This is a genomic window from Streptomyces sp. S4.7, from assembly GCF_010384365.1.
Lineage (GTDB): Bacteria > Actinomycetota > Actinomycetes > Streptomycetales > Streptomycetaceae > Streptomyces.
In genome coordinates, this window is the sequence record NZ_CP048397.1 from 6,961,991 (window position 1) to 6,981,858 (window position 19,868).

Annotated in this window: 3 protein-coding genes; all 3 read right to left on the minus strand. The window is 70.1% G+C overall.

Translation table 11 applies throughout. The features are described 5' to 3' along the window. Positions 1–19 precede the first annotated feature (19 nt). The 3 genes from SSPS47_RS30760 to SSPS47_RS36085 are packed head-to-tail and all read right to left on the minus strand — an operon-like array spanning position 20 to position 19,801. The gene (locus SSPS47_RS30760; protein WP_239065126.1) at positions 20–1,288 is read right to left on the minus strand and encodes an MFS transporter; all 1,269 of its coding nucleotides are present in this window, start codon (positions 1,286–1,288) and stop codon (positions 20–22) included. Beyond that, a complete protein-coding gene (locus SSPS47_RS30765; protein ID WP_147879037.1) occupies positions 1,285–1,704 on the minus strand; it encodes a nuclear transport factor 2 family protein in 420 nt (139 codons plus the stop codon). The genes SSPS47_RS30760 and SSPS47_RS30765 overlap by 4 nt, the downstream gene beginning before the upstream one ends. Then, entirely contained in the window at positions 1,697–19,801 is an 18,105-nt protein-coding gene (locus SSPS47_RS36085; RefSeq protein ID WP_164253763.1) for a type I polyketide synthase, read from the minus strand. The genes SSPS47_RS30765 and SSPS47_RS36085 overlap by 8 nt, the downstream gene beginning before the upstream one ends. Between the last annotated feature and the right edge of the window lie 67 nt (positions 19,802–19,868).

The window sequence follows — 19,868 nt, forward strand, 5'->3', positions numbered from 1 at the left end:
CCGGGCCCGGCACACCGGCTCAGGACACCGCGCGGATCCGCAGCACCAGCGCGCTGCCGCCCAGCGTCAGCACCGCCGACAGAGCGAAGAGCGCGGGGTAGCCCGCCAGCGACACCACGGGCCCGGCGATGGCCGGGGCCAGCAGGTTCGGAGCCGTATTGGCCACGTTCACCAGCCCCAGGTCCTTCCCCCGGTCCGTCGCCGACGGCAGAACCTCCGTCACCAGCGCGGAGTGGACAGCCAGATACACACCGAAACCGGCACCGAGAATGGCCGCCGCCAGCACAGCCGCCGGCCAGGTCGGTGACACCGCCATCACCACCGAGGCCAGCGCCAGGACGGCGCCCGCGCCCAGCACGAACACCTTCCGGCGCCCGACCCTGTCCGACCAGTAACCACCGAGCACGATGGTGACGAGCAGGAAGAGCGTGGTGACCGCGGTGAGCTGGAGGACGGCCTCGTCGGCGTCCTTCACCTTCACCGAGTCCTGAAGGAAGTACAGCAGGTACAACGAGGCGGCGGCGCCGCTGAGCTGGGTGATGAAACGGCTCGCCCACGCCCAGCCGAAGTCCGGATGACGCCGCGGACTGATCCACATACCGCGCAGCAGCGACCCCAGCGGCGGGCGCGCCGCGAGCGGCAGCGGATCGTCCGGCGTCAGCAGGACGAACGGCAGCATCAGACCCACCACCACGAGCCCCAGCGCCACATAGCCCGGACGCCCGGGAACCACGGCCGACACCAGCCCGACACCGAGCACCGCGCCCAGCACCTGCGGCAGGTTCACCCACCCCGACACCAGTCCGCGCTGCCTCACCGGCACCCGGTCCGGCACCGCGGCCGTCAGCGTGGCCAGCATCATGTTCAGCCCCACCTGCACGAACACCCACGCCACCGCGACACCGGCGATCGTGTCCTGCCGCGACAGGGCCACCAGGGCCACGGCACCCAGCACCGCGCCACCGACCGTCCACGGCCGCCGCCGCCCCAGCCGGCCCGTCGTCCGGTCGGACAACGCACCCACCAGTGGAGTCGTCAGCAGCACCGCCAGTGCACCCGCACCCGTCACCCAGCCCAGCAGCGACTTCTTGTTCTCCGGTGAGATGTGCTGGATCTGATCCGGCAGCAGCACCTGGAGCGGAGCCATGAAGGCCATCCACACACCGAGATTCGCCAGGACCAGGAGCAGGGTCCACGGTCTGCTGACCGGCTCCGTCGGCTCGGCGAGAGCCGCGTAGGACGGCGCGGCCTCCTGCGGTTGCCGTACGGGGGTGCTGGGGGTGCTCACCGCACCCCCTGGGCTGCCGACGCGGCCGGCGTGACACTGGTGTCCGTACGACCCCAGAACAGCCGCATCTCCCGGATCAGCCCGTCGGCACCCACCCGCAGCAGGGCGATGAACGCGACGGTCAGCCGGCTCCCCGCCGGCAGCCGCGCGTCGTCCAGTTCGGCCGTGGCCGGCAGCAGCACGTGCTCGTCGTCCAAGGACGCCACCGGAACCCCGGGCGTTTCGAGTACGCGGGAGGCGACCGCGCGGGCCAAGTGCTCCCGGAGCGCTGTCAGGCCCGTCAGCGTGCCACTCCCGACCGGGTCCTCGTACCGGATCTCCGGCGAGAACAACGCCAGGGCGCCATCCACGTCACCGGCGTTCAGACGGTGGCAGTACTCCAGGGCCACCTTCTTGCGCTCCGCCTCATCAGGCATGCGAGTTCCTTCCCAGGTCCTTGTCGATAAAGTCGAACAGCTCGTCGCTGGAGGCCCCCTGGAGCCGGTCGGACGTCGTGTCCTCCCGTGCGGCGGCCTCCCGCTCGTTCCGGTCCGCGTTGAGCCTCGCCAGCACCGCGGTCAGCCGCAGGGCCACCCGGTCGAGGACCGAATCATCGGTCCCGGCGAGCAACGCCGCGTCCAGCCGGTCCAGTTCGGCGAGCGGGTTCTTCGGCACCGTCACCGCCACCGCTTCGCCGGACGCCGGGCCCCCGGCGAACAACTCCTCGTGGAGGTGGAGCGCCACGGCCTTCGGCGAGGGGTGGTCGAAGACCAGCGTGGCGGGCAGCCGCAGCCCCGTCGTCGCGGCCAGCCGGTTCCGCAGCTCGACCGCGGTGAGCGAATCGAAGCCCAGATCCTTGAACGCCTTGTCCGGCGACGCCGATGCCCCCGGACCATGACCGAGAACCGCGCTCACATGGGCGGAGACCAGCTTCACCAACTCCTCCCGCGCCTCGTGCACCTCCAGCCCGGACAGCCGGCCGAGCAGCCCGGTGGGTCCGCCCGGCGTGCTCCCGGCGGCCGCGCGCCGGACAGGCCGCACCAGTCCACGCATCAACGGGGGCACGCTGTCCGCATCGATGTGCGAGGGGGACAGCTCCGCGGGCAGCAGCATCGGGGGTTCCCCCGGGGCAGCCGCGATGTCGAACAGCGCCATACCCGTCTCACTCGTCATCGGCACCAGCCCGGACCGCCTCAGCTTGGCCACGTGACCGTCGTCCATGTGGGCGGTCATGCCGGTGGGTTGTGCCCAGTAGCCCCAGGCGAGTGAGGTGGTGGGTTGTCCGTTGTGGTGGCGGTGGTGGGCGAGGGCGTCGAGGAAGGTGTTGGCGGTGGCGTAGTTGGCTTGTCCGGTGGCGCCGAGGGTGGCGGCGGCGGAGGAGAAGAGGATGAACGCGTCGAGGTTGTGGTCGGCTGTGAGTTGGTGGAGGTTCCAGGCGGCGTCGACCTTGGGGGCGAGTACGGTGGTGAGCTGTTGGGGGGTGAGGTTGTCGATGGTGGCGTCGTCGAGGACGCCTGCGGTGTGGATGACGGCGGTGAGGGGGTGTTCGGCGGGGATGGTGTCCAGCAGTGCGGTGAGCTGTTGCCGGTCGGCGGCGTCGCACGCGGCGATACGGACGTCGGCCCCCAGCGCGGTCAGCTCCTTCAGCAGGGCCTGGGCCCTCTCCGTCTCCGGGCCGGTCCTGCTGGTCAGGAGGAGGTGGCGGGCGCTGTGGTGAGTGACGAGGTGGCGGGCGATGTGGGTGCCGAGGGTGCCGGTGCCGCCGGTGATGAGGGTGGTGCCGTGGGGGTTGGGGGTGAGGGTGTTGCCGGGTGTGGGGGTGTGGCGGGCGAGGCGGGGGACGAGTGTGTCCCCGTTGCGGAGGGCGAGTTTGGGTTCGCCGGCGGTAGTGGCGGCGTGGACGGCGCCGGGGAGGTGCTTGTTGCTGTCGGGGTGGTTGTCGGTGTCGATGAGGGTGATGCGGTGGGGGTGTTCGTTCTGGGCGCTGCGGATGAGGCCCCAGAGGGGTGCGTGGGTGAGGTCCGTTATGTTCTCGCCGGGGTGGGTGGTGACGGCGTGGTGGGTGAGGACGATGAGGTGGCGGTCGGTGTTGGCGGGGTCGGTGAGCCAGTCCTGGAGGTGCTGGAGGGTCTGGGCGGCGGCGTGGTGGACCTGCTGGGGGAGGGGCAGGTCGGGGTCGGCCGGATCGAGTTCGAGGTGGGTGATCGACTCGGGTGGGGCGGTGGCGGGTGTTCCGGCGGTGAGGATCGTCCAGGCTTGGTGGTCGCCGGCGTCTGTGCCGCCGTCACTCGCCAGGGCGGTCGCGGTCCACTCGACAGCGAACAGCCGGTTGTGGGTGCTGGTGCCGGCCGCCGCCAACTGCGCCGTATCGATGGCACGCATGGTGAGGGCCTGGATGCGCGCGACCAACGCGCCCTGGGGGTCGGTGAGTACGAGCGAGACAGAGGATGCGTCCGTCTGCGTGATACGTGCCCGCACCGAGGTCGCCCCGGTGGAGAACAGCTCTACGCCCGACCACGAGAACGGCAACTGGACACGCTGCTCGTCGGACGACCCGAGTGCGAGGGTGTGGAGTGCGGCGTCGAGGAGTGCGGGGTGGATGCCGTAGCCGGTGACGTCGGTGTCGGGGTCGAGTTCGATCTCGGCGTAGAGGTTGTCTCCGTCGCGCCAGGCCGCGGTGAGTCCTTGGAAGGCGGGGCCGTAGCCGTAGCCGTGGGTGGCGAGGTCGTCGTAGAGGCTGTCGGTGCTGAGCGCGGTGGCATCGGCGGGCGGCCAAGAAGCAGGCTCGGCAGGGTAGTTCGTCGCCCCGGCGTCTGCGAGCAGACCTGTGGCGTGGAGGGTCCAGGGTTCGTCGTCGGCTTGGCGGGAGTGGATGGTGACGGGGATGAGGTCCTGAGTGGCCGGGTCTTCGGGGCCGGTGGCTATGTGGAGTTGGACGGTTTCGTTTTCGGGGATGGTGAGGGGGGTTTGGAGGGTGAGTTCGGTGAGGTGGGGGTGGTTTGTGTGGTGTCCGGCGTGGAGTGCGAGGTCGATGTAGGCGGTGCCGGGGAGGAGGATTGTGCCGGTGACGGTGTGGTCGGCGAGCCAGGGGTGGGTGCGGAGTGAGAGTGTGCCGGTGAAGGTGGTGGTGTGGTTGTCGGGGTGTTGGATGGTGGCGGCGAGGAGTGGGTGGTTGGCGGGGGTGAGGCCGGCGGTGGTGAGGTTTGCTTGTGTGGGTGTGTCGTTTAGCCAGTAGTGCTGGTGTTGGAAGGCGTAGGTGGGGAGGGTGGTGGGTTGGGTGGTGGGGGTGGGCCAGGTGGTGGGTGTGTTGTGGGTGTGGAGGGTGGCYTGGGCGAGGCGGAACTGGGTGGGTCCGTRCTGGTGGCGTCGGAGGGTKCCGGTGACGGTCAGCGGTGTGTCGTTGCCGTTGTCCGTCTCGGGGTTTTCGTTTGTTTGGTTGATGGGGGTGGTGAGGGTGGGGTGGGGGCTTGTTTCGATGTAGGTGGTGTGGGAGGTGTTGTTGAGGTGGGTGAGGGTGGTGTGGAAGTGGACGGGTTGGCGGAGGTTGTCGTACCAGTAGGTGCTGTTGAGGGTGGTGGTGTCGGTGGGCCGGTCGATGGGATGGGTGGTGGAGTGGAAGGGGATGCTCGCGGCCTGCGGGGTGATGTCCGCGAGGACTGTGAGGAGGTGTTCTTCGAGGGCTTCGACGTGGGGGCTGTGGGAGGCGTAGTCGACCGGGAGAAGCCTGGTCTGGATGTTGTTCGTCTGGCAGTGGTCGAGGTAGGTGTGGATGTCCTCGGTGGTGCCGGAGATGACGGTGTGGGTGGGGGAGTTGATGACGGCGACCGAGAGGCTGTCGTATCCGGCGATCTGTTCGGTGACCTGTTCGTGCGGCAGGGTGACCGAGGCCATGGTGCCGCGGCCGGTCAGTGTGGTGAGGGCCTTGCTCCGCAAGGCGACGATCTTCGCCGCGTCCTCCAGGCTCAGCGCGCCGGCGATGTGGGCCGCGGCGATCTCGCCCTGGGAGTGACCGATGACCGCGTCCGCGCTGGTCCCGTGGTGTTCCCACAGCCGGGCGAGGGAGACCATGACCGCGAACAACGCGGGCTGGACGACGTCGACGCGCTCCAGCAGTTCCCCGGCCGGATCGGTCAGGACATCCCGCAGCGACCAGTCGACGTACGGGGCCAGGGCTTTCGCGCACGCGTCGATGGACTGGGCGTAGACGGGCTCGGTCGTCAGGAGGTCGGCGGTCATCAGGGGCCACTGGGCCCCCTGGCCGGGGAAGACGAACACCGTCTTGCCCTGCGGTCGCGTCACACCGCTGACTACATGCGCACTGGGAGCGCCCTCGCCCAGGGCCGCCAGCCCCTCCATCAGCTCGGCGTACTCCGTCGCGACAACCGCACCCCGGTGGGTCAGCGCCGCGCGAGTCGTGGTCAGAGCATGCGCGACCTGCTCGGCCGTGACCTCCGGATGCGCGGCAAGGTACGCGTGCAGCCGGGAAGCCTGGGCACCCAACGCGTCCGATGTGTGACCCGATACCGGCCACACCACCACACCGGAAGAGGACCCTGCCGGGTCATCCGTCTCCGTGGTCTCGACGGGTTCGGCCGCCGGGGCCTGTTCCAGGATCACGTGCGCGTTCGTACCGCTCATGCCGAACGAGGACACACCGGCCCGCCTCGGCCGGTCCTCCCCGACCGTCCACGGCGTGTTCTCCCTGAGGAGTTCAACGGCTCCCGCCGACCAGTCGACATGCGGCGTCGGCTCGTCCACGTGCAGCGTCTGCGGGAGTACGCCCTCCCGCATCGCCATCACCATCTTGATCACACCGCCCACACCGGCCGCGGCCTGCGTGTGCCCGATGTTCGACTTGAGCGATCCGAGCCACAGCGGAGCATCCTCCGGCCGGTCCTGGCCGTAGGTGGCGAGGATGGCCTGGGCCTCGATCGGGTCGCCCAGCGTCGTGCCCGTTCCGTGCGCCTCCACCGCCTGGACATCCGCCGCCGACAGACCCGAGTTCGCCAGCGCCTGAAGGATCACCCGTTCCTGCGAAGGCCCGTTCGGAGCAGTCAGACCGTTCGACGCACCGTCCTGGTTCATTGCCGAACCCTTCACCACCGCCAGGACTTGGTGCCCGTTGCGTACGGCGTCCGACAGCCGCTCCACCAGCAGCAGCCCCACACCCTCCGACCAGCCCGTGCCGTCCGCGCCGGCCGCGAAGGGCTTGCACCGGCCATCGGGGGCCAGACCACGCTGTCGGCTGAATACGACGAACGCGTTCGGGGTGGACATGATGGTGACGCCGCCGGCCAGCGCGAGGTCGCACTCGCCGTTCCGCAGCGACTGGGCGGCCATGTGCAGGGCGACCAGCGACGACGAACACGCCGTGTCCACCGTCACCGCCGGCCCCTCCAGGCCCAACGTGTAAGCGATACGCCCCGACGCGATGCTGGCCAGACTTCCTGATCCGAGGTAGCCCTCAAGGTCCTCGGGAATGCTGGACAGCCGGGAGAAGTAGTCCTGTGAGGTCAGTCCGGCGAAGACACCGGTCGCGCTTCCCTTGAGAGAGGTGGGGTCGATGCCCGCGCTCTCGAACGTCTCCCAGGCCGTCTCCAGGAGCAGTCGCTGCTGCGGGTCCGTCGCCAGGGCCTCGCGCGGACTGATCCGGAAGAGTTCGGCGTCGAACTGGGCCGCGCTGTGCAGGAATCCACCGCGCCGGGTGGTGGAGGTGCCGGCGTGATCGGGGTCCGGATCCAGCAGCCGTTCGATGTCCCAGCCGCGATCGGTCGGGAACTCGCCGATGCCGCTGCCGCCATCGGCAAGGAGCCGCCAGAGATCCTCCGGCGACGAGACGTCGCCGGGGAAGCGGCACGCCATGCCGACGATCACGATCGGCTCGTCGTCCTGGGAGGTGCCGTTGGACGTGGCGGGACGCGCCGTGCCCGCCGACTCGGTGCCCACGAGCTGAGTGAGCAGGTACTGGGTCAGAGCCTTGGGGCTCGGGTGGTCGAAGACGACTGTTGTCGGCAACTGCACGCCGGTGGCGGCGCCGAGCCGGTTGCGGAGCTCAACAGCTGTCAGTGAATCGACGCCCAGCTCCTTGAACGCACGGTCCGCGTCCACACCAGCCGCATGGCCGAGGACGGCTGCCACGTGCTGGGAGACCAGTGCGAGCAGTTGTTCCCGCTGTGCGGCCGGGGAGAGCCCGGCGAGACTCCCCGCGAGACCCGCGACCGCACCGGCGCCGGCCCCGGCGGCCACACGCCGGGTGGGGCGGCGGACCAGACCACGCAGGAGCGCGGGGGCGCTCTCCGGGCTGAGCCGCTTGGTGTCCAGGTCGATCGGCAGGAGCGAAGGCGCGCCGCTGGTCAGGGCGGTGGAGAAGAGGCGGAGCGCCGTCTCCGTACGCAGCGGCCTGACCCCGCCCCTCACCAGGCGCTCGGTGTCGGCATCGCTCATGTGGCCCGTCATGCCACTGGCCTCGGCCCAGTAGCCCCAGCCGAGCGATCCCGCCGGCAGACCCTGGTGCCGTCGGTGGACGGCGAGCGCGTCGAGGAAGGCGTTGGCGGACGCGTAGTTGGCCTGGCCCGGGGCACCCAGCCCGGCGGCGGCCGATGAGAAGAGCACGAAGGCGTCCAGGTCGGAACCCGCCGTCAGCTCGTGCAGATTCCATGCCGCGTCCACCTTCGGGCGCCGGACGAAGGCGAGTTGCTCCGGCGTGAGCCGTTCGACGGTCGCGTCGTCGAGAACGCCGGCGGCGTGGACGACGGCGCTGAGCGGGTGCTCGGCGGGAACGGTGTCCAGCAGCTCGGCCAGTTGATCCCGATCGGCCGCGTCACAGGACTCGACACGCACCTCGGCGCCGAGAGCCTCCAGCTCCGCCCGCAGCTCGGCGGCGCCGGCGGCGTCCGCACCGGAGCGGCTGGCGAGCAGAAGGTGCCTGGCTCCGTGCCCGGCGACCAGTTCCCTGGCGATGTGTCCGCCGAGTACGCCGGTGCCGCCGGTGATCAGCACCGTGCCCTCGGGAGAGATCCCGCTCGGGAGGGTGAGAACCACCTTCCCGATGTGCCGGGCCTGACTGAGGAACCGGATGGCCTGCTGGGCATCGTGGATGTCCCAGGCAGTGACGGGCAGCGGCTTGAGCGCCCCGCTCACGAACAGCTCGCGCAGTTCCTGGAGCATCTCCTGGATACGGTCGGGCCCCGCGTCCCCCAGGTCGAACGCCTGGTAGACGACATCGTGATCGTGTTCCGCCGAAACGGTGTCGGCGTCCCGGATGTCGGTCTTGCCGATCTCGATGAAGCGTCCGCCGTCACCGAGGAGGCGCAGGGAGGCATCGGTGAAGTCACCGGCCAGGGAGTTGAGGACGATGTCGACACCCGGTGCCCCTGCCGTGGCACGGAAGTGCTGCTCGAAGTCGAGCGTGCGGGAGGAAGCGACATGGGTGTCGGGAATGCCCCGGTCGCGGAGCACGTACTGCTTCGCCGGGCTCGCCGTGGTGAACACCTCGAGACCCCAGTGCTCGGCCAGCTCCAGCGTTGCCAGACCGACGCCACCCGTCGCGGCGTGCAGGAGCAGACGCTCACCCCGCTGCACCCCTGCCAGATCGGAGAGCCCGTAGTAGGCGGTGAGATAGACGATGGGGAGGGTGGCCGCCTCGGCGAAGCTCCAGCCGTCCGGCATGCGGGTGACCAGCCGGGCGTCGGTCATGGTGACCGGCCCGGTACCGGAGAGAAGACCCATCACCCGGTCGCCCACCGCGAGGTGGCTGACGTCCGGCGCGACCTCGATCACCACACCGGCGCCTTCTCCACCGAGTGACCGCACGTCCGCGACCATGCCGAGCGCCACGACGACGTCCCGGAAGTTCAGCCCCGCGGCGCGCAGGGCGATCCGGACCTGTCCTGGTGCGAGCGGCGCGACGGCCTCGGGGAAGTCCACCAGGCGTACGTCTTCGACGGTGCCTCCGCCCGTGACACCCAGACGCCAGGCGGGCGCGTCCGCGGGAGGCGAGAGCCGCTCGGGTGTGGGGAAGGGGGTGAGGCGGGGGGTGAGTATGTTGCCGTTGCGGAGGGCGACTTGGGGTTCGTCGGTGATGGTGGCGGTGTGGATGGCCTGGGTGAGGTGGTTGGTGCTGTCGGGGTGGTTGTCGGTGTCGATGAGGGTGATGCGGCGGGGGTGTTCGCTCTGGGCGCTGCGGATGAGGCCCCAGAGGGGCGCGTGGGTGAGGTCGGTGAGATGTTCACCGGGTTGGGCGGCCACGGCGTGGCGGGTGAGGACGACGAGGTGGGAGTTGGTGCGGGCGTCGTCGGTCAGCCAGTCCTGGAGGAGGGCGAGGGCCTGTTCGCTCGTGGCCTGTACTCGCTCGGGCAGCGGCAGTTCGGCGAAGTCGCCGAGCCGGGCATGGACCTCCACTTCCTGCGGGGCCTCATCGACACCGGCCAGCAGGAGCGCGTACGGCTGCGGATCCGCGTCGTTGGCGACGCCATTGGCAACGGCTTCGGTCCCGGCCTCGGACGGAACCGCCGGCGACCACGCGACGGTGAACAGCCGGTTCTCGTCGGCCGGCCCGGTGCTGACGGCGGCGAGCTGCGCAGGGTCGATCGCCCGGAGTGTCAGGGCTTCGACATGGACGACCGGTTGGCCGACCGGGTCGGCGATGCTGAGCGCCAACGTCCGCGCGTCCCCGCGCCCGATGTGGACGCGCAGTGCGGTGGCACCGGTCGCGTGCAGACTGACCCCGGACCAGGAGAAGGGCAGCGCGAGCTCGGCCTCTGCCCGTCCGTCCGTACCGCTGTCCGTACCGCTGTCCGCACCGAGGGTGTGGAGTGCGGCGTCGAGGAGTGCGGGGTGGATGCCGTAGCCGGTGACGTCGGTGTCGGGGTCGAGTTCGATCTCGGCGTAGAGGTTGTCGCCGTCGCGCCAGGCCGCGGTGAGGCCTCGGAAGGCGGGACCGTAGCCGTAACCCCGGGCGTCCATCGACTCGTAGAGGGTCTCCACGGACAGAGCCTTCGCACCGGCGGGCGGCCAGGCGGTGAGATCCGTACCCGCGGAATCGGCGGGAACGTCGGAGAGCACTCCTATCGCGTGGAGCGTCCACGCTTCGTCGGTGACCCGACGGGAGTGGATGCTGATGGGGGTGGTCTGTTGCTGGGTGTCTTCAGGGCCTGCGATTAGTTGAAGCTGAATGGTTTCGTTTTCGGGGATGGTGAGGGGGGTTTGGAGGGTGAGTTCGGTGAGGTGGGGGTGGTTTGTGTGGTGTCCGGCGTGGAGTGCGAGGTCGATGTAGGCGGTGCCGGGGAGGAGGATTGTGCCGGTGACGGTGTGGTCGGCGAGCCAGGGGTGGGTGCGGAGTGAGAGTGTGCCGGTGAAGGTGGTGGTGTGGTTGTCGGGGTGTTGGATGGTGGCGGCGAGGAGTGGGTGGTTGGCGGGGGTGAGGCCGGCGGTGGTGAGGTTTGCTTGTGTGGGTGTGTCGTTGAGCCAGTAGTGCTGGTGTTGGAAGGCGTAGGTGGGGAGGGTGGTGGGTTGGGTGGTGGGGGTGGGCCAGGTGGTGGGTGTGTTGTGGGTGTGGAGGGTGGCCTGGGCGAGGCGGAACTGGGTGGGTCCGTACTGGTGGCGTCGGAGGGTGCCGGTGACGGTCAGCGGCGTGTCGTTGCCGTTGCCCGTCTCGGGGTTTTCGTTTGTTTGGTTGATGGGGGTGGTGAGGGTGGGGTGGGGGCTTGTTTCGATGTAGGTGGTGTGGCCGGTGTTGTTGAGGTGGGTGAGGGTGGTGTGGAAGTGGACGGGCCTGCGGAGGTTGTCGTACCAGTAGGTGCTGTTGAGGGTGGTGGTGTCGGTGGGCCGGTCGATGGGATGGGTGGTGGAGTGGAAGGGGATGCTCGCCGCTTGCGGCACGATGTCCGCGAGAGCGGTCAGCAGTTCCGCTTCGAGGGCTTCGACGTGGGGGCTGTGGGAGGCGTAGTCGACCGGGAGAAGCCTGGTCTGGACGTTGTTCGCCTGGCAGTGGTCGAGGTAGGTGTGGATGTCCTCGGTGGTGCCGGAGATGACGGTGTGGGTGGGGGAGTTGATGACGGCGACCGACAGGCTGTCGTATCCGGCGATCTGTTCGGTGACCTGTTCGTGCGGCAGGGTGACCGAGGCCATGGTGCCGCGGCCGGTCAGTGTGGTGAGGGCCTTGCTCCGCAAGGCGACGATCTTCGCCGCGTCCTCCAGGCTCAGCGCGCCGGCGATGTGGGCCGCGGCGATCTCACCCTGCGAGTGACCGATGACCGCGTCCGCGCTGGTCCCGTGGTGCTCCCACAGCCGGGCGAGGGAGACCATGACCGCGAACAACGCGGGCTGGACGACGTCGACACGCTCCAGCAGTTCCCCGGCCGGATCGGTCAGGACATCCCGCAGCGACCAGTCGACGTACGGGGCCAGGGCTTTCGCGCACGCGTCGATGGACTGGGCGTAGACGGGCTCGGTCGTCAGGAGGTCGGCGGTCATCAGCGGCCACTGGGCACCCTGGCCGGGGAAGACGAACACCGTCTTGCCCTGCGGTCGCGTCACACCGCTCACGACATGCGCACTGGGAGCACCCTCGCCCAGGGCCGCCAGCCCCTCCATCAGCTCGGCGTACTCCGTCGCGACCACCGCACCCCGGTGGGTCAGCGCCGCGCGAGTCGTGGTCAGAGCATGCGCGACCTGCTCGGCCGTGACCTCCGGATGCGCGGCAAGGTACGCGTGCAGCCGGGAAGCCTGGGCACCCAACGCGTCCGATGTGTGACCGGACACCGGCCACACCAGCACACCGGAAGGGGACTCTGCCGGGTCATCCGTCTCCGTGGTCTCGACCGGTTCGGCCGCCGGGGCCTGTTCCAGGATCACGTGCGCGTTCGTGCCGCTCATGCCGAACGAGGACACACCGGCCCGCCTCGGCCGCTCGCCCTCGACCGACCAAGGGGTGTTCTCGGTCAGGAGCTCAACTGCCCCCGCCGACCAGTCCACATGCGGCGTAGGCTCGTCCACGTGCAGCGTCTGCGGGAGTACGCCCTCCCGCATCGCCATCACCATCTTGATGACGCCGCCGACACCGGCAGCCGCCTGCGTGTGGCCAAGGTTCGACTTCAGCGATCCGAGCCACAGCGGAGCATCCTCCGGGCGGTCCTGACCATAAGTAGTGAGGATGGCCTGGGCTTCGATGGGGTCGCCGAGGGCCGTGCCGGTGCCATGAGCCTCGACAGCGTCCACGTCCGCCGCCGACAGTCCCGCGTTCGCGAGTGCCTGACGGATCACGCGCTGCTGCGAAGGTCCGTTGGGCGCGGTAAGACCGTTCGACGCACCGTCCTGGTTGACCGCCGAACCCTTCACCACCGCGAGCACCTGGTGCCCGTTGCGCTTGGCGTCCGACAGCCGCTCCACCAGCAGCAGCCCCACACCCTCCGACCAGCCCGTGCCGTCCGCACTCGCCGCGAACGGCTTGCACCGGCCGTCCGGCGCCAGTCCGCCCTGGCGCGTGAACTCCGTGAAGCATCCGGGCGCCGCCATGACGGTCACACCGCCGGCCAGTGCCAGCGACGACTCGCCGTTCCGCAGTGACTGGCACGCCAGATGCAGCGCGACCAGCGACGACGAACACGCCGTGTCGATCGTGAGCGCCGGGCCCTCCAGGCCGAACGTGTAGGAGACACGGCCGGACGCGACGCTCAGCGCGCTCCCGATGCCGACCTGGCCCTCGAACCCCTTAGGGGTGTCGGTGAGCCGGGAGAGGTAGTCCTGCGAAATGACACCGGCGAAGACACCGGTGTCGCTCCCCTGGAGCGACATGGGGTTGATGCCGGCCCGCTCGAAGGCCTCCCACGACGTCTCCAACAGCAGTCGGTGCTGCGGGTCCGTCGCCACCGCCTCGCGCGGACTGATGCGGAAGAGTTCCGGGTCGAACTTGGCGGCATCGTAGAGGAAGCCACCGGACGACGTCGCGGAAGTGCCGGTGCGTTCCGGGTCCGGGTCCATCAGCCGTTCGATGTCCCAGCCGCGATCGGTCGGGAAGTCACCGATCCCGTCCCGTCCTTCGGCGAGCAACTCCCACAGGTCCTCCGGCGAGGAGACCTCACCCGGGAAGCGACAGGCCATTCCGATGATGGCGATCGGCTCGTCGTGCGCGATCGGCGCCGCGGCGCCGATCGCGGTGGCCGGCAGCGTGCCGAGCAGTTCCGTGAGGAGGAAGCGGGCCGCCAGGATCGGCGTCGGGTGGTCGAAGATGAGGGTCGTCGGGAGCTGGAGACCGGTCGAGGCGGTGAGCCGGTTGCGTACCTCAACGGCGGTCAGCGAGTCGAAACCCAGCTCCCGGAACGTGCGGTCGGCCTCGATGGCCGCCGCGTCACCACGTACCAGCACGGTCGCCACATGGCTCCGTACCAGGTCCAGAAGGTGACGCTCCCGCTGCTCGGGGGCCAGCAGGGACAGCGCCTCCGCCAGTGAGCCGCCCTTGCCCGTGGACGCGCCCGAACCCCGAGCCGCGCGGGACACACTGGCGCGCCGGGGCTGCACCAGAGCGCGCAGAAGCGGCGGCGGGGCCGTCGAGCCCAGAGCCCGGGTGTCCAGCCCGGTGGGCAGCAGGAAGGGCCGGTTCTCGGCCAGACCCATATCCAGCAGTGCCAGCCCCTGGGGCGTCGTCAGGGGTACGACCCCCGCGCGGCTCACCCGCGCCACATCCGCGCCGTCCAGGTGCTGTGTCATCCCACTGGACTCGGCCCACAGTCCCCACCCGAGTGAGGCCGCGGGCAGACCCCGACGGTGGCGATGGGCGGCCAGGGTGTCCAGGAAGACGTTTGCCGAACCGTAGTTGGCCTGGCCCGGCGCACCAAATGTCGCGGCGGCGGAGGAGAAGAGGACGAACGCGTCGAGGTCGGATTCCGCTGTGAGTTGGTGGAGGTTCCAGGCGGCGTCGACCTTGGGGGCGAGCACGGCGGTGAGCTGCTCGGGGGTGAGACGGTCGACCGTCGCGTCGTCGAGGACGCCTGCGGTGTGGATGACGGCGGTGAGGGGGTGTTCGGCGGGGATGGTGTCCAGCAGTGCGGTGAGCTGTTCGCGGTCGGCGGCGTCGCACGCGGCGATGCGGACGTCGGCGCCCAGCGCGGTCAGCTCTTCCTGAAGCTCCCGCGCCCCACCCGCGTCCGGGCCGGACCTGCTGGTCAGCAGCAGGTGCCGGGCGCCGTGTTCGGTGATCAGATGGCGGGCCGTCAGCGCACCGAGCGTTCCCGTGCCGCCGGTGACCAGGACGGTGCCCTCGGCGCGCAACGCGGACGGCAGCGTCAGCACGACCTTGCCGATGTGCCGGGCCTGGCTCAGGTAGCGCAGCGCCTCCGGTGCGCGTCGGATGTCCCACGCGGTGACGGGGAGCGGGCTCAGTACCCCCTCCTCGCACAGCGTACGGAGCTCCTCCAGCATCTCCTGAATGCGCTCGGGCCCCGCGTCGCCCAGGTCGAACGCCTGGTAGACGGTGCCCGGGTACGCCTCCGCGACGGCCTCGGAGTCCCGGATGTCCGTCTTGCCGATCTCGATGAAGCGTCCTCCGTCGGAGAGCAGCCGCATCGACGCGTCGGCGAAGTCCCCGGCGAGAGAGTTGAGTACGACGTCGACACCCGCGCCCTCCGTCGAGGCGCGGAAGTGCTCCTCGAAGTCGAGGGTGCGTGACGACGCGATGTGCGCGTCATCCAGGCCGTGCGCGCGCAGGACGTGCTGTTTGCCGGTGCTCGCGGTCGACAGGATCTCGACCTGCCAGTGCCGCGCGAGCTGGAGGGTGGCCATGCCGACGCCACCGGCGCCCGCGTGGACCAGAAGCCGCTCACCGGGCTCTATCGCGGCCAGGTCGACCAGCCCGTAGTACGCGGTGAGGAAGACGATCGGGACGGTGGCGGCCTCCGCGAAGGTCCAGCCCTGCGGGATACGCGTCAGCAGCCTGGCGTCCGTGACGGTCACCGGGCCGGTGCTGGTGAACAGTCCCATCACCCGGTCGCCGGAACGCAGGTGCGTGACGTCCGGCGCCACCTCCAGGACCACACCGGCGCCCTCACCGCCGACGGCGCGTACATCGCTGACCATGCCGAGGGTGACGACGACATCGCGGAAGTTCAGGCCCGCCGCGCGGACGGCGACCCGTACCTCACCGGGGGCCAGCTCCGCCGACGCCTCGGGCGACTCGACCAGGGCGATGTGGTCCAGGGTTCCCTGCCCCGTCACACCGAGGCTCCAGTCCGACGCGCCCGCGGGGACGGCCAGCGCCTCCTTGGTCGAGTACCGGCCCAGACGGGCCGCGAGCGGCCGGCCCTCACGTACGGCCACCTGCGGTTCGCCGCTGAGCACGACGGCCGGCAGCGCGGCTGCCGACTCCGGTTCACCGTCCACGTCGACCAGCAGGAACCTGTCCGGGTGCTCCGACTGCGCCGAGCGCAGCAGACCCCACACGGACGCGGATACGACGTCGGAGACCGGGTCCCCGGGCTCGGCGGCCACCGCCCCGGACGTCACCACGACGAGTCGTACCGCCGCCAGCGACTCGTCACGCAGCCAGCGTTGGACGAGCGCGAGCAGGCGGGTGCCGAGCTGCCGCACCCGGGCGGGCACAGGCTCGTCGTCCGCATGCATGCCGCGGTCCATGACGGGGAGGAAGACCGTCGCCGGTACTTCGTCCCCCTCTGCCAGTCGGTCGAGGTCCGTCGTCCCCTCGCAGCCGACGGCCGCGGCCAGCGAGGCGGCGAACTCGGCTGCATGGTTGGTGCTGTTGTCGTCCGAGCTGCTGCCGTCCGCGAGCGGGGCGAGAACGGCGTACTGGCCGCTGCTCCCGGCACCGGCTTCCGGAAGCGGGACGGGCGACCAGTCCAGGCTGAACAGAGTGTCGCGGTACGGATCGGACTCGCCGGCCCGGTGCAGCTGGGCGACGTCGAGAGGCCGCAGCGTCAGCGTGTCGATATGTCCAACCGGCTGGCCCTCCGGGTCGGCGAGAGTGATCCGGGCGGTGGTGGGTGTCAGCCTGCGGACATGCGCCCGGAGAGCCGACGCGCCGGTGGCGTGGAGGTCGACTCCGCTCCAGGAGAAGGGGAGTTGGGCTTTCCCGTTCTCGTACCCGTCTTCGTCCTGCTGGTCTGTGCCGGGGGCCAGGCCGAGGGCGTGGAGGGTGGCGTCGAGGAGTGCGGGGTGGATGCCGTAGCCGTCCGGGTCGGCGTCCTCGCCGAGCGTGATCTCCGCGTACACGTCGTCGCTGTCGCCCGAACGCCAGGCCGCCGTCAGACCCCGGAAGGTGGGGCCGTAGTGGTAACCGTGCTCGGCGAGGTCGTCGTACAACGTGTCGACGGACAGCGCCTCGGCACCGGCCGGCGGCCAGACCGTGAGGTCCTCGGCGGGGGCCGGGGGCGTCGTCGTGAGATGGCCGGTGGCGTGCAGGGCCCACGACTCACCGTCCTCGGCGCGCGAGTGGACGGTGACCGGACGCCGTCCGCTCCCGTCCTCGTCGGCACCGGCGGTCACCTGGAGATGGACGCTGCCGGTCTCCGCCATGACGAGCGGGGCCTGGAGCGTCAGTTCCGCCAGGTGGGGATGGCCTGTGTGCTCACCTGCGTGCAGGGCGAGGTCCACGAACGCGGTGCCGGGCAGCAGCACGGCTCCTGCGACCGCGTGGTCCGCGAGCCACGGGTGCGTGCGCAGACTCAGGCTTCCCGTGAACGTCACGGCGCTCCCGCCGTCCGCGAGCTCAACCGCGGCACCTAGCAGGGCGTGTGCCGTACGGCGGAGTCCGAGACTCGCCGGATCGCCGCTGTTTGCCGGTGCGTTGAGCCAGTAGTGGTGGTGTTGGAAGGCGTAGGTGGGGAGGGTGGGGTGGTGGTGGGTGGGGTGGGTGGTGGTGGGCCAGGTGAGGGGGGTGTGGTGGGTGTGGAGTGTGGCGAGTGCGGTGTGGAGGGTGTGGTGGTGGGGGTGTTTGGGGTGGAGGGTGCCGATGGCGGTGGCGTCGGGGAGGGTTTGGGTGGTGAGGGTGGTGAGGGTGGTGTCGGGTCCGAGTTCGAGGTAGGTGGTGGTGCCGGTGGTGTCGAGATGGTGGGTGATGTCGGTGTAGTTGACGCTGTGGCGGAGCTGTTCGGTCCAGTAGTCGGGTGAGAGGGCCTGTTCGGGGGTGAGGGGCTGTCCGGTGCGGTTGGAGATGACGGGCAGTGTGGGTGGCTGGGGGTTGAGGGTGGTGAGGGTGGTGCGGAAGGTGTCGAGGACGGGGTCCATGTGGGCGGAGTGGAAGGCGTGGCTGACGTTCAGCGCACGGGTCCGGATGCCCGCCTCGGCCGCGCGTGCGGTGAGGGTCTCGATGTCGGAGACGGTGCCGGAGACGACGGTGTTGGTGGGGGAGTTGCGGGCGGCGATCTCCAGGGTGGTGCCCTCAAGAAGAGGGGTGATGTGGTCGGGGGTGGTGTGGAGGGTGAGCATGGTGCCCTGCCCGGCGGGCAGCTCCCCCATCAGCCGGGCACGGGTGGTGACCAGAACGGCGGCGTCGGTGAGGGTGAACACGCCCGCCGCGTGGGCGGCGGTGAGTTCGCCGATGGAGTGCCCGGCGAGCGCGTCGGGGCGCACCCCGTAGGACTCCACGAGCCGGTAGAGGGCTGTCTCCAGGGCGAAGAGGGCGGGCTGGGTGTGGGTGGTGTGGTGCAGGAGGTCCGCCTCCGGGGTGCCGGGCCCGGCGAACATCACGCTGAGCAGCGGCACCGGAAGGTGCGGGTCCAGGGCTGCGCACGCCTCGTCGAGGGCGTCACGGAAGACGGGGTGGGTGGTGTAGAGGCCGTGTCCCATCCCGGGGTACTGGGAGCCCTGGCCGGTGAACAGCACAGCGAGCTTCCCGGCCTGGTATCGCCCGGTCACCCCGTGCGGGGTCGGGGTCCCTGCGGCGATGCCGGCCAGCGCGTCCAGCAGCTGCCCGCGTTCGGTGCCGAAGACGACCGCCCGGTGATCGAGAGTCGCACGCGTACGTCCCAGTGCGTCGGCGACGGCGGGGAGATCGGCGTCGGGGTGGTCCTCCAGCCACGCGTGCAGCTGCGCAGCCTGCGCGGCCAGAGCCGGGGCCGTATGACCCGACACCGGCCACACCACCACACCCGAAGACCCGGACTCGCTGGGCTCTGTCTCACCCTCAACGGGTGCGATCGCGGGCGCCTGCTCAAGAACCACATGCGCGTTCGTGCCACTCAGCCCGAAGGAAGAGATGGCTGCCCGGAGCGGCCAATCAGGATGCGACCAGTCCTGCTGCTCCGTCAGCAGACGGACGGTTCCGCTCGACCAGTCGATGTGTGACGACGGCTCGTCCACGTGCAGCGTTCGGGGGAGTACGCCCTCCCGCATCGCCATGACCATCTTGATGATGCCCGCGACACCGGCCGCCGCCTGCGTGTGCCCGATGTTCGACTTCAGCGACCCCAGCCACAACGGAGCATCTTCCGACCGGCCCTCACCGTAGGTCGCCAGCAGCGCCTGCGCTTCGATCGGGTCGCCGAGGGCCGTGCCGGTGCCGTGTGCTTCAACAGCGTCGATGTCGGCAGGCGTGAGCCCGGCGTTCACCAGCGCCTGGCGGATGACGCGCTGCTGCGAGGGGCCGTTGGGCGCGGTAAGGCCGTTCGACGCGCCGTCCTGATTCACTGCCGAGCCACGCAGGACGGCAAGCACCTGGTGCCCGTTGCGCTTGGCGTCCGACAGCCGCTCCACCAGCAGCAGCCCCACACCCTCCGACCAGCCCGTACCGTCCGCACCCGCCGCGAACGGCTTGCACCGGCCGTCCGGCGCCAGACCGCGCTGCCGGCTGAACTCCACGAACGTGCCGGGAGTGGCCATCACCGTGACACCGCCCGCGAGTGCGAGCGTGCACTCACCCTGCCGCAACGCGTGCGCGGCCAGGTGCAGCGAGACCAGTGAAGACGAGCACGCCGTGTCGACGGTGATGGCGGGGCCCTCGAGCCCGAACGCGTACGACACCCGGCCGGACGCGATGCTGCCGGCGCTGCCGTTCCCGACATGTCCCTCGAAGCCGGCCGGGACCTGATGCATCAGGCGGGAGGAGTAGTCGTTGTACATCACGCCCGTGAACACACCGGTGCGGCTGCCGTGCAACGACTGCGGGTTGATCCCCGCCCGTTCGAAGGCTTCCCAGGCGGTCTCCAGCAGCAGCCGCTGCTGCGGGTCCGTCGCCAGCGTCTCCCTCGGACTCATGTGGAACAGGTCGGCGTCGAAGTCCGCGGCCTTCTCCAGGAACCCACCCTCGCGCACGTACGACGTGCCGGGGTGATCCGGGTCGGGATGGTAGAGGGACTCGATGTCCCAGCCGCGGTCGGTGGGGAAGCCACCGACCGCGTCCCTTCCGTCCGCGACGAGCCGCCAAAGGTCCTCCGGCGATCGCACTCCGCCCGGGAAGCGGCACGCCATCCCTACGATCGCGATCGGCTCGTGCTCCTGGGACTCGGCGTCGTGCAGCCTCTGCCGGGTCTGGTGCAACTCGGCAATGACGCGCGTGAGGTAATCCCGAAGCTTGCCTTCGTCCGCCATTTGTACTGCTCCCATTGCCTTACCCGAATGGATTGCTGACCTTTGACCGCGTCCCGGAGAGCCGATT

What these genes read in the sequence shown, in the direction of transcription:
- SSPS47_RS30765 (WP_147879037.1), bottom strand. Translation starts at nt 1,704, where the DNA reads ATGCCTGATGAGGCGGAGCGCAAGAAGGTGGCCCTGGAGTACTGCCAC.